Raw genomic sequence first — 24,832 nt, forward strand, 5'->3', positions numbered from 1 at the left:
GAGAAAAGATCAAGTACGAACCAATTCAACCAGACACAGAAACCTTGAAAAGATATATCTACATAGACAAGTATTTTTTGTTTAAGGAAGCTATTTGGAGAGTATATAGAGAGCATGTTGAGGAGCTTTTTAAAGATCTGAATAATCCCGAATTTACAGATTCAGAATTCAGCATAATGAATACGTCAGAAGATTTATGTAGAAAAATAATTGCTGATTTTGCGTTGACAATTGAAGGAAATGGAACCGCAGTAGATAAATTAAATCAAATACTAAGAATTCCCAATTTTTATGACATATGGAAAGAGAAACATAAGAATCAGTTCGCAATGGACATAATGAACAAAGATCTTTTCAATCAACTTGCTCAAGAGACACATGGCTATAGGAATAAACACTTTGACTTACTAAATGATTCTGAAAAAGAAAAAATAATGAAAATAAACAGAATTGCCATTCAAACAGAATATCTCCTCTGCTATCCAAAACAATTTATCGAATTTAATGAGGAAAATATCATTCAATCAGTACTAGAAAAGATATCAACTTTCAATATCGGAAAACATTGGAGCTCGATAGTAAAGGATGCAATTTCTGATAGCGCTGAATCTATGATAAAAACGATCGAGTCGAGCATGAATAAAAAAAGAATATTGGATAAAATCCGAATTCCGTAGATTGCATGTCAGTTCATATTACAGTATCCGCTCGATTTACTCAGCTCTCCAAATCTGCTAAATACCGTGAATCGGTAATAAGCCCAATTGCTCAAGTCTTAGAGATTAAGATTGTTCGAGATCCAGCGCAAAACTTTTTCTAGGGTAGCAGATTATCTTTTATGTGCGAGAGTAGAACCTTGATCCTTTTGTACTACTCGGATGTCTTCTTTAACAGCTTTTGCCGCACTTATACATTACTAAAAAGACTCGAAGATAAGATTTTTTGCCTTAAATACCCCTTTTGGATACTGTAAACAAGGTATATCACACATCGAAGCCGTATTCCTTAGTATAGAGACCCGTTATATCACCTTCACCTATAATAGCCTCTTACACTTAATCAGAACCGATTACCCTGATACGGGCTGCTGGTCTACATGACGACAACATTCAGTGGGTCGTCCTGTCCGCTCAGATGGCAGGATGTAGTTCTTTCATGGCAACCACTTAAACTCAGCCTCCATCTTCACCGACCAGAATAGGGATAAGAATTAGAAGATCATAAAGTTCCTACAATTTTATTTTCTATTGAATAGTGCTTTTCTATCTCACTATTCAAAATCAATGTTTTCTATTATCTTACTAAATTCTATTAAGTCAATAAAGTCAGATTTTAATTAGAATTATCATGACAGATGATGCTTGATGATATTGATTATCAGAATTTATTTTATCTTTTGCGTCTAAATTTTTATGACTGTTTCAACAGAACCCTTGCTTGCCTTATGCCCTTCAAAATCTATTGGGAGATTTGTGAGGTTTCTCCAAGAACCCTATTGTGATGTTATTGTCTCTGAGGCAATTCTTGTCACCAAGACCATGAAAGATCGTGCCCCAACAACAGAACCTTTTCAATCTATACGATAGCCTTTTTTCAACTTTCTGCGAAAGGTGCGGTAAAGCATTACTGTGGAAGTAATATACAAATTATGGACAGTGAAAAGAATAATACCCCACAACTAATTTCTGACATAAAGGGTGGCATAGACGCCTCTGAACAAGATGCCTGCATATTAAAACAGAATGTACCCAATATATGCGAGCAGTGCAATGTAAGGAATGCTGACCGCCTGCTCACCGTCGAAGAGGTCTCGTTCTTAATTCATTTCGTTCCAAAAAGCATATACCAACTTGTCCACAAAAAAAAGATACCCTTTGTAAAAATTTCAGGCGCACTGAGGTTTCCCGAGTCAGTTATATGGGATTGGATAAGAGAGAACACTGTCAGACCAGGAGGTAGTGGAGAAAAGATAAAGCGAAAAATAACAACAAAAACATTACGGACCAAGACCAAGAATAGCTCGATAAAATCTATAAAGATTGACAAAATTGTTGAGCAATCGCGCCGAAAGTATGTGGAGAATTGATGCGCAATTTGTTACAATTCATGTATCGAGCTCTATAAGGTCCGGAAAGGAGGATAGAAAACAAATGGGACTTTATAGCAAACCTGGGAGTAAAAAGTGGTGGATGTCGTTCACCTATAAAGGTAAACAATACCATCGATCAACCGGTACTGAGGACGAAGACAGAGCGGCTCTTGTTTTGTCTGATGTTAAATTAAAAATTTTCAAGGAAGAGCAGCTTGGTGTAGAAGTAAAAATTGAATACACCTTCGACGAGATGATGGAAAAGTTTATGGACGAGTACGCACCTCAACAGTCAAACAGCATGCAGAGACGGTATAGGCAGATCCTGCAACATCTTCAGTTTTTCTTCGGAGGTATGCTGCTTACCGAGATTGACCCGAAGCTGGTTAACAAGTATATGCATAGCAGGCTTAAAGAATTATCATGCCGGAAAACACTGACAAAACCGGCAACGGTAAACCGCGAGTTTTCCATGTTGGCCAGGGCCTTCAAGCTCGCGGTGTCGAAAAAATGGCAGATGGCTAAGGTTAACCCGTGTTCAGTGGAATATGTTGGCGAACAAATGAAATTCAAGGAAAACAACGAGAGAGAGCGTTATCTAATCAATGATGAAGAAAAGAATCTCCTGAAGGCGGCAGAGCGTTATCTCCATGGACAGCTCTGGGAGATCATTGTCGTTGCCTTGTATATGGGCATGAGACAGGGTGAAATCCTGAAACTGCGTCACGCACATGTTGATCTTGAAGGGAAAAAGCTTATCGTAATAAAAGAGAACTCTAAAACCAAGGTTTCCAGGACAATACCAATCATTTCTGAAACAGTGTTGGAGATTTTTCGGCGCAGGATGGATAAAAAGATAATAAGCATATCTCAACCTCAGAATAGCCTTGTATTTACAACAAAAAACGGCAAAAGGATTTCAGCGCGTAATCTGCAGAGGGCTTTCGCTATCGTTTGCCAGAAGGCCGGAATCGAGGATTTTGTGTTTCATGATCTGAGACACACCTTCGGTACCTGGCTAGCCCAAAACGGTGTGGATATCTATACGATCGCCCGTTACATGGGCCACGAAGACCTGCAATCGACGAAAAGATATACGCATCATGACTCGGAAAGTTTGCGTGCCAGCGTTGGGACAATAGAAAAAATGACCGGTAAACTCAAAATGGTGATCGCAAATAATGACTAAAAAACAGAATGTTTTACACTTTTATCACATTTTTATCACAGTTTTAGTGTATACTCTTGGAAACCGTTGCGCCCGTAGCTCAGTTGGATAGAGCGTCGGCCTCCGGAGCCGAAGGCCACAGGTTCAAATCCTGTCGGGCGCGCCAATAAAAACAGTGAACAGCCGTTCATGTTCCTTTTTTATGCAGACATCCATGAAAAATGTAACACCGTGGTTTTCGGCAGTCTTTTTTGCCTCTTCATTGGCTATTCCCAGTTGAAGCCATATACACCCCGATTTTATTGCAACCGCTTCTTCTACAACAGGCATGACACTATCAGCCCGCATGAAGATATCCACTATATCAACCTTTTCAGGAATATCCGAAAGGGCCTGGTAACACTTCTCACCCAATATTTCGTCATATCCGGGGTTAACCGGAATTACTCTATACCCGGCATCCCTGAGATATTTTGCCACAGTATTGCTCGGCTTATCTTCTTTCGGTGAAAGTCCGACTATGGCTATCACCTTTGATGAAGACAACAGCTCCTTTTTCTTTGCATCTTCAGCATTCATAACAGCCTCCCTTTTTCTTCCTGCGTTCCTGCAACCCCCTTTGTCTTGCCTTTAAAGCTTAAGACCTTCAAGGGATTTCAGGATATTATCCCCGCCTTTGAATATTTCCTTCTTGCCATTATGTTCAATGACACAGGTGGGGGTGGAATCGATATTGTCTTCTCTCAGGTAACCCTCAAAAACACTAAAAAGAGGCTTGACATCAAAGGGCTTGATCTTGACCCCCTTGTTTTTAAGATATTCTTCTATTTTTTCTGTTTCAGTCAGGTTTTCTTTTGCCATATCAAAGAGTAATGCCCTTACGGATAATGCATGAATGAAATCCTTTTTCTCTTTCAATATGAAGAGAAAATGTCTCGCATACAACGAGGAATATTTGTGAAAAGGTGCATCGATAAATGTAAGGTTGATTGTGTTATCTTGAACCAGCCTTTTTATGATGGGTTCTATTCTGGGTTCCGTGGCCCTGCAAGGTCCGCAAAAATAATCGGAATACAATCTGACCTTGATTTTACCGGTTCCGAATGAAGTCATGAGGCCTGTTGCCTGCTGATCCGGCGGTGCAGCAACACAAGCGCTGTAAATAAAAATAGACCCTATGAATATCGTTGACAGCATAAGGTTTGTCCATATTTTTCGGACAGACAATAACACATTTTCCATGAAAAAATATTATCGAAAATCGGCCTTGAAGTAAAGGGAAATGATGATGTTGCCGGTTCACAGCATCTAAACATATTGACACACTTGAGCTGCCTTGTTACGATTAATAACGCACAAATAGCTCACAGTATATAACTGATCACATGGCAGTTACTTATAAAAGAGTTACGAGTTAAAAGTATATGGAGGTAAAAACTTGGAAAGAGATAATTTTGGCGCTGACCCACAAATCAGATACCTGCGGCAGGTATTCGGACATACGGAGACAGCACAGGCAGATTTTTTGCATCGTTTAAACATATCTCCTTTTGACGACAGGCTTCGCCGCTGGCGCGAGGCAGCATTGAAATTGTTTGAAAAAGTATGGATGTTATCGTCAAAACGGGGCATCACTTCGGAAAAAGAACAAGTCTCAAAAATCTACCTGCATTGCCTTGCCCACTTCCTTAAACTGAACAGAATAGGAGTCCCTCCTGAAATACTTCCTGTTGATGGAAATATCGACAGTCTCATAAAGGAGGTGCTAAAATGATCCGTCTGCGTCTCTTTGGTCGCTGCCGTATTTACCATGATCCGGTATCGCCTGTGCTCCGTGAACCGGCACAGATCGGATGGAGCGCCTGGTTCAGGATTATTGATCTCATAACGCCGCAACCGTTGAAAGGGGAAGAACTGCTCAGAAGGACGCGGGGGTGGTGGACGGTTGAACCGACAGATGTTGCCGAGGTAGTAAATAAATATGGCCGTCTGGTAGTGGGGGACAGCGGCGAACTTATGGTAGAGTTCGAAGATGAAAATGCTGCCAGGGGCTTATCAAAGGCGCTTGGAGAACGTTTCGGGGTCCAGGTCCAACTTGCCCCGTAAACATTTATATGAATACATAATGCGCCACATTAGGTTTGACTTTCTTATATTTTTAGGTAAAATAGAGACATGATTGAGGCATACGGTTTAACAGACGTAGGAAAGAAAAGAAAACGGAATGAAGATTGCGTCCTTATCAATAAAAAATTATCTCTCTTCATAGTAGCCGACGGAATGGGCGGACATTCCTTAGGGAACTATGCCAGCAATACCACGGCAAGCACAATAAATACTTTTATAGAAAAAGAAATTTCATCATCCAACTCAAAAGATCTGAAAAAGGATGAATTTATTTTTTCTTTGCTTAAATCTGCAGTACAAACCGCTAACACAGAGATATTCAAGCGCTCACAAAGCTTACAGGAAAAAATAACCATCGGGGCCACAGTCAGTATGACACTTATGAGGGATAGTAAAATTTATATTGCACATGTAGGCGATAGCAGTATATACAGGCTTCGTTCAGGTGTTATGGAAAAGTTGACAAAAGACGACAGCGTGGTTCAAGGCCTTATCGAAGAGGGAAAGATAAGCGAGGAAGAGGCAAAAAACCACAAACTCAGCAATATCATCACAAAAGCCGTTGGTTCATCTGCGAGTATCGAACCTTTCATCGGCATGTTTGATATGAATGACAGAGATATCTACCTTCTTTCTTCGGACGGTCTTACAAAAATGCTGGACGTGGATGTTATCAAGGGAATACTGGCCGGACAGGGTAAAGTAAAAGATAAATGCAGTACACTTCTTGGGGAAGTGCTTCAAAGGGGCGCATTGGACAATGTATCAATAATTATTATTGAGTTCGGCAAAAAAGATATATTAAAAAGAATTTTCTCTAAAATTCCGGGGCGCGCCTGAATGTTGTATCATTTAAGTATAATCGTCTCGTCCGATTCTTGCCTTTCCTTAATCTGATCTTTAGAAATTACAATTGTTTCCTGTGAATCCTCTGTGTTTTTTACCTCATACATGTCGGGGAATATCTTATTAAGATAGGTTGCAATTGTCTGTATGGTTGGCCCATACCCCTTATGGTATATAAAATATTCAAGGTCCCTGCCAAGTTCCCCGGCATCCTGATAACGCTTCTCCACATCACGCTCCAGGGCTTTAAGGATGATCTTTTCTAACGATTCAGGAATATCCGGGTTGAGGGCGCCTGGTAACGGAATCTCTTTTGAAACAACATCCTTCATAACCTTTTCTGAACTGCCTGCGCCTCCGAAGAGTCTCTGGTCTGTAAGAAGCTCATACATAAGGATTCCGAGACTGAATATATCAGACCTCTTATCAACCGGTTTCATCATTACCTGCTCCGGCGACATATAGGCTGCCTTACCCACAAGATACTGACCATCTTTTTCATCCACGCTTCCTGTAAGAGCCACGCCAAAATCGGTAATTCGGACCTCGCCCTCTGCGCTTATCATAATATTCTTCGGGGATATATCCCTGTGTACTATCCCCAATAGACGATTGTATTTATCTTTCTTGTTATGCGCATATTCAAGGCCCCGGCAGATACGCGATACAATAAAGACACCCAGATCAACAGGGAATTTTGCATTCTCCGCCTTATGCTTTTGAATAAAGTCATGGAGGTCAACACCGTTGACATACTCCATTAAAATAAAATACTGATTACCGAAGGAGCCGAGCTTGTAAACCTGTACGATATTTTGATGTACAAGGTCAGCTACGAGCTTTGCCTCTGCAATGAAGCGTTTCACGAACTCCGCATTCTGGAAAAATGCTTTCTTGATAAGTTTCACACAGGCGAGTTTTTCAAAACCCTCAACTCCATAGATTACGCATTCGTGTATGGAGCCCATTCCCCCTTCAGCGATGAGACGCGTGAGCTTTATTCTTAGTTCATCTGAAATTTCCATATTTAACCCGCCTTAATCAACATTATAGAAAAAACATACCACATAGTCAACGAGACATTCTTCTTATTGCAATATTTTATTAATTTCTATAATATTCAGGAAGAGGTAACATGACAGGAAAACATGCCGGAACAGCCCCTATTAACATCAAGGTTTATGTCAATGGAATCCTTGTTGATGAGCATGATCTCCTGCAAGGCACTTTAAGAATAGGGAGACATACAGACAACGATGTGATCTTAAGAAGCAATCGTGCTTCAAGGTACCATTGTCGTCTTGAATGGAGGGAGGGAAAACTCTTTTTAATTGATACAAGCAAAAACGGTACTTTTATAAATGGCATAAATGTGCGAGGGCAGTCGGAGGTAATGCTGGGAGATGTAATTACTATCCATCCTTACACGCTCCTTATGGCCCCGATTGATGTTGCCGGCGCAGCGAGAACCCATGCCAGCCCCGAGGAGTCCGATACCGTCTTTGTTGTTCCAGGGAGTAATTTACAAAGGGACTTTCTTGAGAAGAACTTCGAAATCACACACAGGGAATATGAGATCATCGAGTACGTGCTCATGGGCCGTCATAATAAGGATATCTCGGAAATTTTACACATAAGCGAGTTTACCGTAAAAACCCATTTGAGAAATATCTTTGAAAAGCTTCAGGTAGAGAGCAGAACTCAACTCATCGCAAAGATTACGGCAATGAATTACCCCGAGGGGGCATTTGACCCGAGAGGCAATAAATAAAGATTTGCTTTAAAAAAAGAAAGCGCACGGCTCAAACATCAAGCCGTGCGCTTAAAAGTACTTCCCGTTAATTTACCGCACTACCTCACTTCTACCCTTTTTGTCTGACCCATGCCGTTGCGGTCAACAATCTTTATTTCGGTTATGCCTCTTCTCACAGCCTGGAACTGAAATGTATTAGGTCCAGCTTGACCCACTGTCACAATATTAGGAACAGAGAAGTATACCGAATAATTAGGTGTACCTCCCGAGATTGCGCAGTTAAATCTTTCGTTTATTGAGAAGACATCCTTTGGCGGCATCCACTGGACATTTAAAGGCGGCGCTTGAGGCGCTGTTATAGTCAATTGTAATGAAATGGTTTTGCCTGATGCATCTCTTACCATAAGGTTCGTGGTGCCGGCTCTTAAACCATAAATTCTAAATTCATTCAAAGATACACGGTTCATTCTTGTGATGCTTCCCTGTTCATAAACCGCATAGCCAGGCATGCCGTCTTTAACGGTTAAGGTTGCATAAACCGATCCACTTATTGGGATCATATAAGGATTTATGGACGCCTGGAGGGGTGGATATTTTGGCTGCACGGTCACTTTAACGGCAGCCTGCTGTCCCTGTGCATCCTTGAAAACAACATCCGTTGTCCCCGGGTTTATTCCTATGATAAAAAAGCTGGCAGGGCCGGTCTGTTGAAGCGCCACAATAGTTCTGTTGAATGCAGAAATATAGTACGGTTTCATGCCGCCGCTTAACGTTGCCGTAGCGCGCTCCCCTACTTTAAAATTATCCGGGGTAACGACTGCAACAAGCGGAGGCACAGATACGGTAATCTGCGCCACTTTTGACTGGCCGTTTCTATCCTGGACGGTAATATTGGCTTGGCCGGGCATCCTTCCCATAATATAAAAGGCATTTTCTGCTATTTGTTGTAACGATATTATGCTGCCGTTGCTAATGCCTGCGATTCTATAAGGTTTCATGCCTCCATCTATACTAAGCTTCGACTGTTGTCCTATAGTAATTTTTGGAGGATCTATGTATGTATTCAACGGTTTAGTTTTCACGGTAACAGTCACTCCGTATTGGGTACCTCTTCCATCCCGTGCTATGATGCTGGCTGTCCCGGGATTTAAGGCCATCACTGTCCCCATATTCGAACCGGTTTGTCTCACGGCAACAATTTGCGGGTTATTTGTATAAATAGTTATGGGCGATTGACCTCCGCTTGCATTGATGCTGCCGGCCTGTCCGACCTCATATGCAGTAGGCGATACATTCAATTGAAGCGGGGCAACATACTTATAAAACCATCCCATGCCAAATGCTGATCCGTAGCCTGTTAAAATAAAAGCGGAGATAAGCAAAATACATATGGCTTTGTGTTTTAAAAAGTTATTCATTTTAAACACTCCTTTTTACTTTATTTATATACAATAAGAACCTATAACAAGTCTTATGGTTTGTCAATAATACAAATGGAGTATTTTATCATGTTACTCCATCCTTAATGCATCAATTATTTCCATTTTTGCAGCATTTCTGGCTGGAATGTAGCCAAAAATTACGCCTATGGCCATTGAGACGAAAAAGCTTAAAAATATTGAAGTTACAGGAATAATGGTTTTCCAGTTTGCGACAACGGCAATGCCAAGGGACGATATAACGCCGATAATAATGCCTGCCGTTCCCCCTATGAGCGAGAGGAATACCGATTCCGAGAGTATTTGTATCATAATCACCATCCTGTCAGCACCGCAGGACCTTCTGATACCTATCTCTCTTCTCCTCTCTTTAATGGATATGAGCATAAGATTCATGATGCCGATACCGCCGACGATGAGCGAAATAGCAGCAGTGGCAATAAGCGTCTTTGATGCGGTTTTGGACTGTTCCTCTGCCTGTTTGATAAGCATCTCCTGAGTATCGAGATTCATGCTCAGGTTGGTTCTCCGTGTAAAATAACTTATTAATTTTGCCTTTGCTTTTTCTGTCGGGTAATCTTCCCTGATCTTTGCTTTAAAGTTTGTCAGTTTTTTTGTTTCAAAGACAATCGCCGCTTTTTGAATAGGAATAAACATGGCTTCGTTAAAATTATCCGTCAATTTATACTCAAGTTTTTCATACACGCCGATTACAGTAAATTTGTGTCTTTTCACATAAACATCTTTGCCGATGATGCCCCCTCGGCCGGCCTTGCCGAAAATCTGTGAAGCAAGCTCATAACCTAAAACACAGTAATTCTGCTCCATATCGAACTCTTCTATTTTTCTGCCGAATTTAATTTTTAATTTATTGATACTATTAAAACTTCCGGTTATGCCAAGCACGGTTACATCCCTGAATACACCCTCTCTGCCGACAGAGGCAAATCCATCAATCCGCGCCGCTACCGATGTTATAATATTGTTTTCATTTACCATTTTCTGTACATCTTCAGCCTTTAAAATGTATTTATCCTGAAGCCCTTTTACCTTTTCTTTGCCTGCCTGCTGCTCCGAGCCGGTAATAATGTCTGTCCCAAGCGCCTTCAATCCGGCGAGCGCCTTCTCCTTTGCGCTTTCACCTACAGAAATCATACACACAACAGCAGCAACCCCTATGGTAATGCCGAGGAGTGCGAGAATCGTCTGGAGTTTGTTGGATGTGAGACTTCTTAACGCTTCTTTGATGGTCAGTATAAACATAATTCAGTTGTTGATGTAATCTTCAATAATTACACCGTTGTTGATCTTGATTACCCTCTTTGCCATTTTCGCAATCTTCATGTCATGAGTTACAAGGACTACTGTGATGTTCTTGTATTCTACCCACCCTTTGATAATATTCATTATCTCCACGCAGCTTTTCGGATCAAGGGCTCCGGTGAGTTCATCGCCAAATATAATTGAAGGTCTCGCAACAAGCGCTCTTGCCACAGCCACCCTTTGTTGTTGACCTCCCGAAAGCTGACTTGGTTTATAGAATATCCTATCCTTAAGACCTACCTGACACAGGGCGGCGTATGCCTCTTTTCTCCTTGTATTTGGAGGGATTTTCCTGTATACGAGAGGAAGTTCGACATTTTCAATAGCGTTTAGCTTCGGGAGGAGATTATAGGACTGGAAGATAAAGCCTATTTCTTTATTCCGGAGTTTAGACAGTTCTTTATCGGCCATCTTCTGGACTTCCACCCCATTGAGCAGGAAAATACCTGATGAAGGTTTATCCAGACATCCAAGGATGTTCATAAGGGTTGATTTTCCCGAACCGGAAGGACCTACAATAGACAAAAACTCACCTTGCCCGATCGTGAGGTTAATCCTGTCTAACCCCTTTATTTCCCTGCCGTCAGGGCTTTTAAATATTTTTGCAATGTTTGTAAGCTCAATCAATGCAATATCACCTTGCCGCGCTTTATCTGGCTTTCAAAGATATCTTCCGGATCTGATGTAATAACCCGCGTCCCTTCCGGTATTTTACTGTCAATTACTTCTACATTATCTTTATTTGCCTGACCTACTGTTATGGTAGTAAAGTTTATATTGTTTTTGCCATCGAGGTATAAAATTGCGGGTTTATTCTCGAAGTAAAAAACAGATGAAGCCGGGACTGCAAGGACGTTTTGTTTTTCGTTCATAATAATGGAGGCTGAAGCCGATGCCCCGATCCTGAGCGCCTTCTTTAATTCTTCGTCAGCTTGAATCTTAATCTTTACTTCAAAGACCGATGTGTTCTCTTTTATTGTGGCCCCCAATGCAACCTCTGAAACAATTCCGATAATTTCTCTGTCTTTTATAATATCCGTAGTGATTTTTACCGGTTGCCCGACTATTATTTTTCTGATCTCGGCTTCAGGCGCCTCTATTTTTAATCCGACATTATCGAAATCCCCCAGGTATGCGAGCACTATCCTTGAAGGAGCTGTCTGGCCTTTGACTATTACATTCTTTCCGCCTGAAGTAACTACAGGAAATGTTACTATTCCGGTCACAGACGCTTTTATCTCGCTTTTCGCAAAATTGGCTTCAAGTTCATTTAATACAGCCTGTGCCTTTTTGAAATTCAACTGGGCAACCTGTTTTGTAGCGTGTAAGCTTTTTAACAGGGCGTCAAGCTTATCCTGAAGGCCTTTCACCTGGTTTTCCACGCCCCTGTATTCTGCTTCAGCCGTCTCGATCTCATTTTTTGCCATAATGCCCTTCCCTACAAGCCGGTTGACTCTCTCCTTCTTATTTTTTACTCTGATGAAGTTATTTTCAGCCTCATTAAGCGCCCTCTTCGCCTCTATGATCTCAGGGGATTTTCCTTCTTCCCTGTTTTCGTATTCCATAACCCTGCTGTAATTAGTTTCAGCATTGAGGAGTTCTATTTTTGCCTGTTGTATCTGCTGCTGGATTGTATTGTTTTTGATCTTCAGTAAAAGCTGCCCTTTATTGACCATATCCCCATCTTTAAATCCCAGATCTTCCACTACACCTTCTATTTCGCTCATAATAGGAATAGGATTGAGAAAATTAATAATCCCGGGGGATTCAAATGTATCAGAAAAATTTACCCTTTTTATTTCCGCCACAGAGTATTTTCCCGAAAATGCCTTTCCACCGACGCTGAAGATAAATCTGTAACCGACAAACACAGAGACTATAATGATAAGCACAGCCAACGATGAGACAATCGTGGCAAGCCTTTTCTTTTCCCACAACGATAATAAAAATGTGACAAGCTTTTTCTTATCCCGTAACAACGAGAGGATTGTGACAATCTTTGCCTTTTTCATGACTTTTTGCAAGAATGTTTCCGAAATCTCTATATACTGACGGGACCCGTCAGATTCTGCCCACTCCTGCGCAAAAGATTCCGGGGTAAGCTGTTCTGTCTGGATTTCAGCAGGCTTTGCGAATAATATTGCTTCGGCATCGGCCTTATTATTATCGGAAATGACAAGTCTGTATGAGGACACCCTGATCTCTTCTCCAAGGTTGATCTGCTCTGTGCAATTATTGCCAGGGGGAAGGTCGCGCCCTGCAAAATTAACAAAGGAACGGCCTACATAGTTAACATCAATGCCATCGGGCAGATACTTTATGATAAAGAGGTCCCGTGAGATTTCTTTATTATCAAGCAGGATATTATTGCCCTTTGCCCGCCCTACTTTTAGCTCCAGGCCCTGCTCAAGCTTATATGCCGCTTGAAAAATATCATTCTCATAAATCTTCACATAGATGATAGAGGGCAGTTCATATGCCTTCCGTTCAGTAAAAACAATATCTTCCCCGGGCCCATAAACTCCGACACCACCAAGCATGGTCTCTTCTTCCTCGTGCTGCTTAAAACCACCAGGCATGGTCTCTTTTTCCTCGTGTTGTTTAAAACCTCCAAGAATCGTCTCCTCAGACTCCGCAGCTTCTGTTGTTTTCATGGAAATTCCTTCAGTCTGTTCCCCCACCTCCTGAGAAATGGCAACTGCGATCTTTACATTGCCCACGGTTATTTCATCCAGATCGTTCAGCCTGATATTTATTACCTCGCTGCCGTTTACCTTGACAGGATTTTTCCCCACGTTTTTGAGCGTATAGACACCGTTGGAATATTCTATTTGTATTTGTATGCGGGAAACGGTTGATTCCGATTCGTCAACTCTAATGGTACAGCCCGGATCTCGTCCAACCGAGATAACCTCTGTACTCATAAAATCATATTCCTTCTTGTCGCCTCTTGAATCAATCACTTTTATGGTTATCATGACGGTTTCTCCTGCTTCCTCTTTTACTCCCTTATCTTTTTATATAGCGCTTTTTCCTTTTCGAGTTCATCTTCAAAACTGATGTTCAGGTATTTTAGAAGCGTACCCTCGGATTTTTTTAATGCAATAGCGGTTATCTGGTAATCGGTGATTGCCTTGTTTTCTGCGGACCTTGCGGTGGAAAGATCATTCTGAAAGGTGATCACCATAAAGTTGTCAGAAAGCCCTTCGTCAAGCTTTATCATCTCCGCCTCAAGCTTCTTTTCTGCAAGCTCTCTTGCGTTTTTCGAGACTTCAACCTTTTTCTGGGCGGTCTCCAATGCGCGTATAGTCTGTTTGAGTTCTTTTGCTATAGTGTCTTTAAGCTGCGCGAGGGTTATTCTTGACTGCTGGTTGCTTATCTTGCTCTTGTAATAGGCATCTTTTTTTGCCGTGTTTGGAAAGGGAACGGAAAAATTCAATCCTCCCGTCCAGTTTCTCGTCTGATCCATCCTTGACATAGCTCCCTGTGTAAAGCCGCCCGGATTGTAATTGGAACCGGTTGTATAGCCCCCAGAGAAGGATAGATCCGGCAAACTGCTGCTACGTGCCACTTTTAGATTCCATTCACTGATTTCCAGGTTTTCCAGTGCCGTTAGGTAATCGGGACGGTATTTGAATGAATTTTCCATGACTTCTTCATAGTTGGGGTCCAACCGGCGAAAATTCGGAGAATCAACAGGCACAATCTCCTCCGAAAGATCAAGCCTCAAGAGATTCAGTAGTGTATCCTTGTTGTCCTTTGCTTCCTTCTCTTTTGTTAAAAGTGAATCTTCCCTCGTGGATATGGCCGCTTCGGTCTGGTATTTTTCGAGTTCTGCAAGATTACCCTCTTTTATAAGCTCAAGGGTTCTTTCATGGACTTTTTTTGCATCTTCGTAGTTTTCTCTCGAAATTATCAGCTCCTCAAGAGACATTTTCAGACTCCAGTACGCTGAATTGACATCTGCAATAAGTTTTTCTATTCCTTCTCTCAGAGCAAGGCGCGAAACATTTAGCTGCTTCCCCGATATAACAATCGGTGCAATGGTCACATCCCAACCGAAATTTGCAAGGAGCGGCATGCTCAACGTGAATCCGGAGGCTGACTTGTACGTGGGAGACGATTCAAGAGTTGAAGTCCTATAGTAGTTCCATACCAAGTCGACTGTCCCGCCAATGGGGAGCTTTTGCGAAATCTTGCTTGATCCGTCCTGAGTGTAAGTATCAATGTTGGCGTCCCCGGCGGTTGAGAGTCCCTGGGTAAAAGTCGGATTATATAAGGTGGCTTTAGCGATATTCACATCTAAAGCTGCCGAAACCGGATTAAGCCTCTGTATATTGAGATTGAGATTGTTTGATAAAGCTTTTGTAAAGGCATCGGTCAATGTAAGGGGCTTTTCCTCAGCCATGGATAAAGATGAAAAATGTATTGAGTATGTTACAATTATAAGGAGTATTATAAACAATCTTTTTTTGATTTAAAAATCTCCTATAAACTTCAATATGTCATAATACCATGTTTTTTGGCTTTACCAAGGCATTTTAACATCAACATGTTTGGAAATAAAGTATTTTATGGGGCATTTAAAGCCTGATAAAAATAAAAATAATGGGGAGCCCTTCTTCTGGCTCCCCTTAATAAACGCAAAACTTAACAGAAACTGTACGGCACGACTCAGTCTTTTGCCATTATGTTAAGCAGATTTCTATGGCCTCATCCATTCTCTCTATGAATTTGAAATGCATATTTTCTTTTATGCTTTCAGGCACTTCTTCAAGGTCCTTTTCATTTAATTTCGGCAGGATTATATTCTGTATCCCTGCCCTCTTTGCTGCAAGTACCTTCTGCTTGATTCCACCTACAGGCAGGACAAGCCCGCGCAAAGTAATCTCCCCTGTCATAGCCACATCGTTTCTTACAAGCTTATCCGTAATAAGCGATACAAGAGAAACAAGCATGGTCACGCCCGCAGAAGGTCCGTCTTTCGGGATAGCACCCTGTGGAACATGGACATGCAGATCATTTTTCTCAAAAAAATCCTCGGCAATCTGATATTCTCCTGCTTTACTCCTGATATAACTCAACGCTGCCTGGGCAGATTCCTTCATGACATCACCAAGCTGACCGGTAAGGGAGAGATTCCCTTTGCCCCTCATCTTGGTTGATTCTATAAAGAGGATATCGCCACCGGTAGGCGTCCAGGCAAGACCTGTTGCAACACCCGAATATTTTGTTCTCTCGGCAATCTCTGAAAAAAACTTTATAGGCCCGAGATATCCATGAATGCTCTCTAACGTAACTATCTTCTTCTCTGTATCACCTTCTGCAACCAGTTTAGCTACTGCCCGGCAAATCGCTGCTATCTCCCTTTCAAGGTTTCTTACGCCCGATTCCCTTGTATATGAACGGATAATAATCTTCAGGGCCTCATCTTCAAAGGCAATCAGGTCTTCATTGAGGCCATGTTCAAAGCGCTCTTTCGGAATAAGAAACTGTTTGGCAATCATCACCTTTTCTTCCTCAGTATAACCGGGAAGTTCAAGAACCTCCATCCTGTCCCTCAGGGCAGGGGGGACCGGATCAAGCATATTTGCCGTTGCAATAAACATCACCTTGGACAGATCAAAGGGTACTTCAAGGTAGTGGTCACTGAAGGAAAAGTTCTGTTCAGGATCCAAGACCTCAAGCAAGGCGCTTGAGGGGTCTCCCCTGAAATCCGTACCGATTTTATCTACCTCATCAAGCATGAATACAGGGTTATTGGAGCCTGCCTTTTTAACCCCCTGGATTATCCTGCCCGGTAAAGCGCCCACATATGTTCTTCTGTGCCCCCTTATCTCGGCTTCATCCCGTATGCCTCCGAGGGAGATTCTCATAAATTTTCTCCCCAGGGCCCTGGCGATTGATTTGCCAAGTGATGTTTTGCCAACTCCCGGGGGGCCCACAAAGCATAGAATAGGGCCTTTCATGTCCGCCTTTAGCTTTCGAACAGCAAGATACTCAAGGATTCTCTTTTTCACCTTTGCAAGATCGTAGTGGTCTTCATTGAGGATTGTATCTGCCGACGCAATGTCGAGATTATCCTCTGTCTGATTAGACCAGGGGATTTCCGTAAGCCAGTCGAGATATGTCCTTGAAACAGTATACTCTGCCGACATGGTGCTCATCCTGGAAAGCCTGTCAAGTTCCTTTTCGGCAACCTTTTGTACATCGGGAGTCATCTTTGCATCGAGTATCTTTTTCCGTATCTCATCAATTTCCGAAATTTTGTCATCAGTATCGCCAAGTTCTTTCTGAATTGCCTTGAGCTGTTCTCTCAGATAGTATTCTCTCTGGGTCTTATCTATGCCCTCTTTCACATTAGTCTGAATTCTACTGCTCAGTTCAAGGGTCTCAACCTCCCTGTTCAGGAATACGGTAACTTTTCTCAGCCTCTCCTTCAGGTCTATCTTTTCGAGGATATCCTGTTTTTCGATAACGCTTATATTTATAGTAGAGGCAATAAGGTCTGCCAGGTTGCCGGGGTTTTCCACCTTTGTTGCAATCTGGGAAAGCTCTGAAGAGAGGTAGGGCGCCATATCTATAGCCTTCTTAAAGAGGTTTCTGAGGTTTATATACATTGCATCTACCTCAATATCCTTCTGGTAATCCTCAAAGATCGGCAATATTTTTGCCCGTAAGTGAGGCTCCCTCTGGGTAAATTCAATGAGCTTAAACCTGCACAAACCTTGAATTACTACCCGCTGACTCCCATCCACCATTTTCACCATTTTCATAATTGTGGCAATAGTGCCGACGGTGTAGAGGTCTTCCATGTCCGGATCTTCTATGTCCGGATTTTTTTGCGTTATAATCGCAATCATCTTATCCATATTCATTGACTCATCTATAAGCTTTATAGAACGCTCTCTTCCTACTATGAGCGGCATAACAAGGTCAGGGTAAGCAACTGTTCCTCGAAGCGGCAATATGGGAAGTTCTGAAGGATAAAATATTCTGTCTTTTGTGCCTTTATCGTTTCTCAAACCTATCACCATCCAATCCCCCTATTTCTTCACATCCTCAAATTCAGCATCCACCACATCGTCGTCGCCCTTGCGCCCTTCCTGCCGGGTTTTTTGTTCTTCAGTGCCCTGTTCGCCCCCTGTTGGCCCTGATGTCTTTTTATACAGCACCTCGGCAAGTTTGTGGGAAGCCTTTGTAAGTTCGTCAATTGCACTCCTGATCCTGTCGGAATCACCGCTTTTTAAGACATCTTTCGCTGAAGCCATTGCATCCTCAACGGGCTTCGTGTCTTCACTTGTCAGTTTGTCTTTATTTTCATTCAGTGTTTTCTCTGTCTGGTATACAAGGTTATCAAGCTGGTTTTTCGCCTCGATATCCTGTTTCCTTTTCCTGTCCTCTTCGGCATTTACCTCGGCATCGTGTACCATCTTCTTTATTTCATCCTCGCTCAAACCTGTAGATGCGGTGATTTTGATGTTCTGTTCCTTTCCTGTGGCAAGGTCTTTCGCATTCACATGGAGGATGCCGTTAGCATCAATATCAAAAGTGACCTCAACCTGAGGAACTCCTCTTGGTGCAGGCGGCAAACCTACGAGTTGAAATCTTCCAAGAGTTCTATTGTCCCTTGCAAACTCCCTTTCGCCCTGAAGCACATGGATCTCCACACTCATCTGGCTGTCTTCGGCGGTAGTAAAAATCTGGCTCTTCTTTGTCGGGATTGTGGTGTTCCTCTCTATAATCTTTGTCATTACTCCGCCCAAGGTCTCGATGCCGAGCGAAAGCGGGGTTACATCAAGGAGTAGTACGTCTTTCACTTCACCGGCCAGTACGCCTGCCTGGACTGCTGCGCCAAGGGCCACAACCTCATCCGGGTTCACGCCTCTGTGGGGTTCCTTGCCGAAGAAGCTTTTTACAATCTCCTGAACCTTAGGTATTCTTGTAGACCCACCTACAAGCACAACTTCATCTATTTTGCTGAAATCCAGTTTTGCATCTTCCATAGCTCTTTTGCACGGCTCAACCGTTTTCTGCATTATACTGTCGGCAAGTTTTTCAAGCTCAGCCCTTCGGAGCTTCATATTCAGATGCTTCGGGCCTGCACTATCGGCAGTTATAAAGGGAAGGTTAATCTCAGTCTCAACTGCTGTTGATAACTCAATCTTTGCCCTCTCCCCTGCTTCTTTGAGCCTCTGTAATGCCATCCTGTCCCTGGAAAGATCAATACCCTGATCCTTTTTGAATTCGGAAACAATCCAGTCTATGACAAGCTGGTCTATATCGTCGCCTCCAAGGTGGGTATCACCATTGGTAGATTTTACCTCAACAACATTGTCACCAACTTCGAGTATAGAGATATCGAATGTGCCTCCGCCGAAGTCGTAAACCGCAATGGTTTCATCCTTCTTTTTATCAAGTCCGTATGCAAGCGCAGATGCTGTCGGTTCATTGATAATGCGCAACACATTGAGCCCTGCAATCCTTCCCGCATCTTTTGTTGCCTGTCTCTGGGAGTCATTAAAATATGCCGGTACGGTAATAACTGCATCTTCTATGGTCTGACCAAGATATGCTTCGGCAGATTTTTTCAGTTTCTGGAGTACAAAAGCAGAAAGGTATACTGTTTTCCCCTTATATCAACCCTTACGTTGCCTTCCTGATCCGCCACCACTTTATAGGGAACCGTCTTTATTTCTCCCTGCACTTCATTATACCTTCTTCCCACAAATCTCTTAATCGAGAAGATTGTATTTTCAGGATTTGTAATGGCCTGCCTTTTTGCGGTCTGGCCGACGAGCACTTCACCGTCCTTCGTGAATGCAACCACACTCGGTGTCAGTCTGCTGCCTTCTTCATTTATTATTACCTTCGGTTCACCACCTTCCATAATTGCTACAACGGAATTGGTCGTTCCGAGGTCTATTCCTATTACCTTCTTTGCCATGTGTATATCCTCCTGTTCTTTTTTAGGTTTTCAGGGTTAATATAATGCCCGTACAAGATGTTGTCAATGTTACAGGGTAAACAATTTATCCTGTTAATGCAATCTTGCTGCCCCCACAATAATAAAGGTTGCAAATTAATCCGCATTATCAGAAAATATCCATAAAGATGCAGATTTTAACCTTTTGTGCTCCATGACTGATATCTAACTCATGGCAATAAATCACCCCAAGGCAAGCTTCGGGTATAAGGCCCGAGGGGCAATTACTATTATCGGAAGGATTGCGATGAATAATTACGATATTGTTTTTGTAGGTCATGTAGCAACCGGTGAGATCGTTCCTTTTAAAGGTACTTCTTCTTTAGGGGCAGGAGGTGCATCATTCTTCGGAGCAACAGCGGCATTTTGTTGCACTAAGAAGATTGCTATGGTAACAAGAATGTCCGAAGAAAATGAGCATTTTATTGAACCCTTAAAAAAAATGGGTATTGATGTCTATGTTCAGCACACCCGTGAGACCAGCCATATGAAGGTCGTTTATCCGACTGCAAATGTCGACGAAAGACAAATCTTTCAAACCAGGAGTGCAGGGTTTTTCCGGATTGAGGAAATGCCCTCCTTTGAGCCATGTTTAATCCATCTCGGCGCCCTCAGCGACCAGGAATTTACCCTGGAATTTATGAAGGAATTGAAAGCGCGCGGATTTCGCTTATCAACTGATATGCAGGGTTTTTTGTGGGAAGTAGATCATCAGACGCGGGCCATTCACTACAAAGATTTGCCGGAAAAAAAGGAAATCCTGTCTATGGTCGAAACGGTAAAATTAGATGCAGCCGAGGCAAAGGAATTGACGGGAACGGATGATCTTAAAAAGGCGGCAGCTATACTTGATGACTGGGGATGTTCCGAAACCATTATAACGCGTTCAGACGGCGTATTGGCATACAGCAAGGGGAAAAGTTATTTCGCGCGATTCTCAAACAGGAGCGCTCATGGAAGAACCGGGCGTGGCGATACAACAATAGGGGCATATCTTGCCCGGAGAATAGACCATTCTGTCGAAGACGCCATAAAGTTTGCCGCAGCCCTTGTATCTATCAAGATGGAATATGAGGGACCCTTTATGGGTACCGTGGAAGATGTTCTGGCAAGAATGGAAGCAACTAAACTGTAATTTCTCAATGTTATTTGAGGAACAGATGCCCGTCCCGTGGGTTCTTGCCTGCTAACATCTGTTCCCTCCATAATTCATGATTTACGGCAGGTATACTCCGGTACCTATGAAATAGTCTGTTCCCGGAATAGGTTCCACATATCCCATCTTTGCAAACTCTTCTTTAGAATCTGGCTTTAACCAGTAGAAATCGACGAAGCCCCCGCCTTTCTTTGAAGCCTCACTCAAGGCGCGGATAACATATTTGCCTTTCACGTCCTTATGATCGTACAGATTTTTACCCTGTAAGTCTTTCTGTGTTGCATGGGCAATGTTTACACATTTGAAATCGTAGACATAGAAGTAACCCGAATTATCGGGGTAGAAGCGTATGGGGGTGATAAAAGACCGGATCAGGTCGATGCGCTTCTTTTCGTTCTTCACATTTGCCAGCACGCCGCCCAAACCAGCCGCGACTCCGTGTACCATGGTCCTGGCAATCTCCTTATACTCTTCCATTGGTGCAGATTTCACCTTCCCCTCGTTTGATGCCTGTAACGGACCAGGAAAGCTGACGAGCATCATGAAACCTAAAAGGAGTGCGAATAATACAAAAGTGTTTGTAGTTGTTGTTTTGCTGCTCTGAAAGTGCGTGTTGACCATAACGATGGATCCTCCTGTTGTTGGATTAGGCTATACGGCCATGTGTGTGTAGACCTAAGGTAACATACAAGGACACGATGTAGCAACACTTATGGGAAATAGAGACGCCGTAATGTTCGAGGCCATTGACCGACAAAAAGAAAACCAGGAGAGAAAACAAGCCCTCACTATCGCAGGGTTTTGTAGATAAAGGCAGTAATAAAAAACAGGAAATTTAAAAGTACAATCGTGGCTCCTGTGGGCAGATCGGCAGCAAAAGAGATGCAAATACCCAGCACAACAGATAGAACACCTGCAATTGCGGCAATGAACATGGTAGATTTGAAGCTTCTTGCCACCTGCAGCGCCGTGACAGAGGGAATTATCAGGAGGGCGGATACAAGCATGATCCCCACCATCTTCATAGCAAGAACAACCGTTAATGCAGTGAGGAGTACAAGGATAGAATTAATCCGTTTTGTATTGACTCCCGATGCCTTCGCAGACTCCTCATCAAATGTTACGGCAAGGAGTTCCTGGTAAAAGATCAATATCACGGCGATCAATATCATGGACAGGACAATGGAGGCTATTACCTCTTCAATGCTGATGGACAGTATATTCCCGAAGAGGTAGCTGAAAAGATCCACATTGAAGCCGCCGGCAATGCTCGCCATCAAAACCCCTATCGCAATCCCGAGAGACGATACAATGCCTATTGCCGCATCCCCATAGATACGGGCTTTTTCTACCAATTTCAGAATACCCAGCGAACTCAGCATCACAATAGGTACCGCCACATAAACAGGGGAAGATTTAAAAAAAAGCCCTACGGCAATACTGCCGAAGGTGACATGGGCAAGACCATCTCCGATGAGCGAAAGACGCCTCAGTACAAGAAAAACCCCGAGCGTTGAGCATAAGACTGCAATGAAAGACCCGGCAATGAGCGCCTTCTGGACAAAAGCATGATTTAGGAAGTCGAGTATATCCATCATCAATGGTTTATCGCATCGTGTCTGTGGCATATCAAATGCTGTGAATATTCGCCAAAATAGTCCGACATCTCGCTGGATACGCAAAAAGCCTCGAAACTTCCGTAAAAAATGATCTTTTTGTCAAGATAAAGGAGTTTTGATGCATATTTGCCGATTGTTCCCGTGTCATGGGTAATAATGATAATCGTTACCTTTTTCTGTTCGTTAAGTTCTTTCAAAATGCTGAAAAATTTCTCCCTTGTCTCCGGGTCAATGGCAGTTGTCGGTTCGTCAAGGATAAGCAACTCAGGCTCGCTTACTATTGCCTTTGCAATAAGGGCTCTCTGCTGCTGTCCGCCTGAGAGCTCACCGATAAGCTCATTTTTAATATCCGTAATGTCCATTAATTCCATAGCATGGCCTACAGCAAGCTTATCGGCCCTGCCCGACCTTTTTTGAAGCTTCTTTCTTGAAATAAGGCCCAGGGCAACAATCTCTTTTACTGTGGCGGGAAAATTGGGATTAAAAGAAACGATCTTCTGCGGCAGGTATCCGATCTTATACCAGTCCTGAAAACCGGCAGGGTCATAACCGAAGAGTTTGACAGTCCCCTTAGTCGGTTTGTAGAATCCGAGAAGCAGTTTTATCAGTGTTGTCTTGCCTGAACCATTCGGACCGACAAGCCCGATATAACCACCTTCACTCAAATCAAAGGATATATCAGTGAGGACATCCACGGCATTATATTGAAAAGACAATCCGTCCACTGATATGACTTCTACTGACATTCAAGCCCGACCTTTAAGTTTTTAAGGTTTTCCTCCATTACAACGAGGAATGTTATACCTTTTTCCATATCTTCTTTGCTGATATTGTGAGCACCGTGAAGTTTCAGCATGGTTGCTCCGGTCTCCTGTGATATAACCTCGGAAACCCTCGGCAATATGAGTCCCTCATAATATATGTATTTTATATCATATTGTTTCATCTTGTTTTTCAATTCTATGAGGCGTCTCGGAGTAGGCTCCGCGTCAGGAGACCCATGATATGCCGCAATATATTGGAGATTATACCTCTTTGCGAGATAGTTGAAGGCAAAATGGCCGCCGTGGATAAAAGTATGTTTTTTGCATATTGAGAAGGTTTCCCGGAATTTCGCATCCATTTCACTCAGTTTTGTCTTATATGCCGCGGCATTTTTTGTATAATAATCCCTGTTGGCAACATCTTTCTGTATCACGCTGTCGAGGATGTTATCTACTATTTTCTGTGCATTTGACAGATCAAGCCACATATGGGGGTCTATCTTTCCACGCCCGTGCTTATCATCATGGTCTTTTTTATCTTCTTTTTCCTCATTTAAAACAATGCCCCTGCTTGTGTCAACAACAAAGAGTTTCTTACTGTCCAGGCCCTTTAAAATACCTTCAACCCAGGGCTCCATATACTTTCCGGTGTATATAAACAGATTGGCACTATTGATCCTCAGCATATCTCCCGGTTTCGGTTCAAAACTGTGGGGCTCTATACCGGGAGGCAGAAGCAGCGTTACCTGCGCCTTATCACCGACGATATTTCTTGTAAAGTCATAAAGAGGAAAAAGGGTCGTAACAATATTTAACTTCTTTTGCCCTGTTGGCGACTGTTCTTTCTTCCCGCAACTTATCATGCTTATCATAGCAAGAGAAAGCGCTAAAATCAGCAAAAAGCTTAAGAAATTCCGGGCTTTCAGAAGATCCTCCGTCATATTGATATTGCCTTGTCTCTCAGGCATGTATTGCAAAACCCGTAGACCTGCAACAAATGAGATACCACATGGCCTTTCAGGGCGCTTTTTACCTCATCTTCAATTTCTTTCATCCCGCAGAATTGAATATCCTCAACCTTTCTGCAGGAAACACATACGAAATGGTGGTGGTGGCCGGCATTACGGCAATAAAAATAATACAGTTTGCGGTCAGGATGTATAACTTTGATAATTATCTCTCCCTTTGACAGTTCTTCAAGGTTCCGATAAACAGTGGGAAGGCCGATATTCTTAAACCGCCCCTTCATCGTGTTCCACATCTCTTCAGGCCCCAGATACCCAGGCGCTTTCGCCAGTATTTCGAGAATAGCCAGCCGTTTCGGTGTAGCCTTCATGTGTAGCACCTTCAACTGTGTTAAAAAATCCATCCCTTTTCCCTTGCACAAATAGAAGTTAATTTCAATTACATATTACATTATGCAATAAATACAGGTCAAGTATAATTAATATTCAATAAGTGTAGTGAGTGTATGATTGGCTTATCAGCCTTTGTCAATGTCATTAAATAGAATTAATTTCCATTTACAAGGTATCCAGCCCGTGTTATGATTCTATTATTGG

At 42.6% G+C, this 24,832-nt stretch carries 22 protein-coding genes, 1 tRNA gene and 1 pseudogene; 9 read left to right on the plus strand and 15 right to left on the minus strand.

The genetic code is table 11. The features are described 5' to 3' along the window. The 4 genes from NT178_18520 to NT178_18535 form a co-directional block, all read left to right on the plus strand. The coding region (locus NT178_18520) for a hypothetical protein (protein MCX5814514.1) at nt 1–677 on the plus strand (677 nt) is incomplete at its 5' end. A gap of 971 nt (nt 678–1,648) precedes the next feature. Continuing rightward, complete coding sequence (locus tag NT178_18525) at nt 1,649–2,086, plus strand: helix-turn-helix domain-containing protein (GenBank protein MCX5814515.1); 438 nt, start codon at nt 1,649–1,651, stop codon at nt 2,084–2,086. Between the two features lie 64 nt (nt 2,087–2,150). Next, nucleotides 2,151–3,278: a tyrosine-type recombinase/integrase gene (locus NT178_18530; GenBank protein ID MCX5814516.1), complete on the plus strand. Its 1,128-nt coding sequence runs from the start codon at nt 2,151–2,153 to the stop codon at nt 3,276–3,278. A 68-nt stretch (nt 3,279–3,346) separates the two neighbouring features. Continuing rightward, nucleotides 3,347–3,423: transfer RNA gene (locus tag NT178_18535), tRNA-Arg, on the plus strand. On the opposite strand, the gene NT178_18540 is transcribed toward NT178_18535, so the two are convergent. Both NT178_18540 and NT178_18545 read right to left on the minus strand, forming a co-directional pair. After that, complete coding sequence (locus NT178_18540) at nt 3,402–3,836, minus strand: CoA-binding protein (GenBank protein MCX5814517.1); 435 nt, start codon at nt 3,834–3,836, stop codon at nt 3,402–3,404. The two genes, NT178_18535 and NT178_18540, sit on opposite strands and share 22 nt — an antisense overlap. A 51-nt stretch (nt 3,837–3,887) precedes the next feature. Next, nucleotides 3,888–4,454, minus strand: a complete 567-nt coding sequence (locus NT178_18545) for a thioredoxin domain-containing protein (protein MCX5814518.1) — start codon at nt 4,452–4,454, stop codon at nt 3,888–3,890. A 241-nt stretch (nt 4,455–4,695) separates the two neighbouring features. On the opposite strand from NT178_18545, the gene NT178_18550 reads away from it, so the two are divergent. The 3 genes from NT178_18550 (at nt 4,696) to NT178_18560 (ending at nt 6,224) form a co-directional block, all read left to right on the plus strand. Continuing rightward, on the plus strand, nt 4,696–5,031 hold the full coding sequence (locus NT178_18550) for a hypothetical protein (protein MCX5814519.1): 336 nt from the start codon (nt 4,696–4,698) through the stop codon (nt 5,029–5,031). Next, entirely contained in the window at nt 5,028–5,363 is a 336-nt protein-coding gene (locus NT178_18555; protein MCX5814520.1) for a hypothetical protein, read from the plus strand. Before NT178_18550 ends, NT178_18555 begins: the two co-directional genes overlap by 4 nt. Nucleotides 5,364–5,432: 69 nt before the next feature. Continuing rightward, a complete protein-coding gene (locus tag NT178_18560) occupies nt 5,433–6,224 on the plus strand; it encodes a protein phosphatase 2C domain-containing protein (protein ID MCX5814521.1) in 792 nt (263 codons plus the stop codon). Nucleotides 6,225–6,232: 8 nt separating this feature from the next. Here NT178_18560 and NT178_18565 read toward each other — a convergent pair whose 3' ends face one another. After that, a complete protein-coding gene (locus tag NT178_18565) occupies nt 6,233–7,255 on the minus strand; it encodes a serine/threonine-protein kinase (GenBank protein ID MCX5814522.1) in 1,023 nt (340 codons plus the stop codon). 110 nt (nt 7,256–7,365) lie between these two features. Here NT178_18565 and NT178_18570 point away from each other — a divergent pair, with 110 nt between their 5' ends. Then, nucleotides 7,366–8,001 carry a LuxR C-terminal-related transcriptional regulator gene (locus NT178_18570; protein ID MCX5814523.1) on the plus strand — a complete coding sequence of 212 codons (636 nt, stop codon included), beginning with the start codon at nt 7,366–7,368 and terminating at the stop codon, nt 7,999–8,001. A gap of 80 nt (nt 8,002–8,081) precedes the next feature. Here the strand turns inward: NT178_18570 and NT178_18575 are convergent, their stop codons facing one another. The 7 genes and pseudogenes from NT178_18575 to dnaK form a co-directional block, all read right to left on the minus strand. Next, nucleotides 8,082–9,401, minus strand: a complete 1,320-nt coding sequence (locus tag NT178_18575; GenBank protein ID MCX5814524.1) for a pilus assembly protein N-terminal domain-containing protein — start codon at nt 9,399–9,401, stop codon at nt 8,082–8,084. Between the two features lie 93 nt (nt 9,402–9,494). Beyond that, nucleotides 9,495–10,685, minus strand: a complete 1,191-nt coding sequence (locus NT178_18580; protein MCX5814525.1) for an ABC transporter permease — start codon at nt 10,683–10,685, stop codon at nt 9,495–9,497. 3 nt (nt 10,686–10,688) lie between these two features. Beyond that, nucleotides 10,689–11,372 (minus strand): ABC transporter ATP-binding protein, encoded by a 684-nt coding sequence (locus NT178_18585; GenBank protein MCX5814526.1) that lies wholly within the window; start codon nt 11,370–11,372, stop codon nt 10,689–10,691. Continuing rightward, nucleotides 11,369–13,723, minus strand: coding sequence for an FHA domain-containing protein (locus tag NT178_18590; GenBank protein MCX5814527.1), 2,355 nt, complete (start codon nt 13,721–13,723; stop codon nt 11,369–11,371). The genes NT178_18585 and NT178_18590 overlap by 4 nt, the downstream gene beginning before the upstream one ends. A 23-nt stretch (nt 13,724–13,746) precedes the next feature. Continuing rightward, nucleotides 13,747–15,153, minus strand: coding sequence for a TolC family protein (locus NT178_18595; GenBank protein MCX5814528.1), 1,407 nt, complete (start codon nt 15,151–15,153; stop codon nt 13,747–13,749). 280 nt (nt 15,154–15,433) lie between these two features. Then, nucleotides 15,434–17,782, minus strand: coding sequence for an endopeptidase La (lon, locus tag NT178_18600; protein MCX5814529.1), 2,349 nt, complete (start codon nt 17,780–17,782; stop codon nt 15,434–15,436). 9 nt (nt 17,783–17,791) lie between these two features. Next, nucleotides 17,792–19,692: pseudogene (dnaK, locus tag NT178_18605) on the minus strand (molecular chaperone DnaK). 211 nt (nt 19,693–19,903) lie between these two features. Between dnaK and NT178_18610 the strand changes: the two are divergent. Then, on the plus strand, nt 19,904–20,866 hold the full coding sequence (locus NT178_18610; GenBank protein MCX5814530.1) for a PfkB family carbohydrate kinase: 963 nt from the start codon (nt 19,904–19,906) through the stop codon (nt 20,864–20,866). An 81-nt stretch (nt 20,867–20,947) separates the two neighbouring features. On the opposite strand, the gene NT178_18615 is transcribed toward NT178_18610, so the two are convergent. The 5 genes from NT178_18615 to NT178_18635 form a co-directional block, all read right to left on the minus strand. Continuing rightward, nucleotides 20,948–21,508: a cache domain-containing protein gene (locus tag NT178_18615; GenBank protein MCX5814531.1), complete on the minus strand. Its 561-nt coding sequence runs from the start codon at nt 21,506–21,508 to the stop codon at nt 20,948–20,950. A 167-nt stretch (nt 21,509–21,675) separates the two neighbouring features. Then, a complete protein-coding gene (locus tag NT178_18620) occupies nt 21,676–22,482 on the minus strand; it encodes a metal ABC transporter permease (protein MCX5814532.1) in 807 nt (268 codons plus the stop codon). A 2-nt stretch (nt 22,483–22,484) separates the two neighbouring features. Continuing rightward, a complete protein-coding gene (locus tag NT178_18625) occupies nt 22,485–23,252 on the minus strand; it encodes a metal ABC transporter ATP-binding protein (protein ID MCX5814533.1) in 768 nt (255 codons plus the stop codon). Beyond that, nucleotides 23,243–24,211, minus strand: a complete 969-nt coding sequence (locus tag NT178_18630) for a zinc ABC transporter substrate-binding protein (GenBank protein ID MCX5814534.1) — start codon at nt 24,209–24,211, stop codon at nt 23,243–23,245. The genes NT178_18625 and NT178_18630 overlap by 10 nt, the downstream gene beginning before the upstream one ends. Beyond that, on the minus strand, nt 24,208–24,639 hold the full coding sequence (locus NT178_18635; GenBank protein ID MCX5814535.1) for a transcriptional repressor: 432 nt from the start codon (nt 24,637–24,639) through the stop codon (nt 24,208–24,210). Before NT178_18635 ends, NT178_18630 begins: the two co-directional genes overlap by 4 nt. Between the last annotated feature and the right edge of the window lie 193 nt (nt 24,640–24,832).

It is taken from the genome of Pseudomonadota bacterium (genome assembly GCA_026388255.1).
Taxonomy (GTDB): Bacteria; Desulfobacterota; Syntrophorhabdia; order Syntrophorhabdales; family Syntrophorhabdaceae; genus JAPLKB01.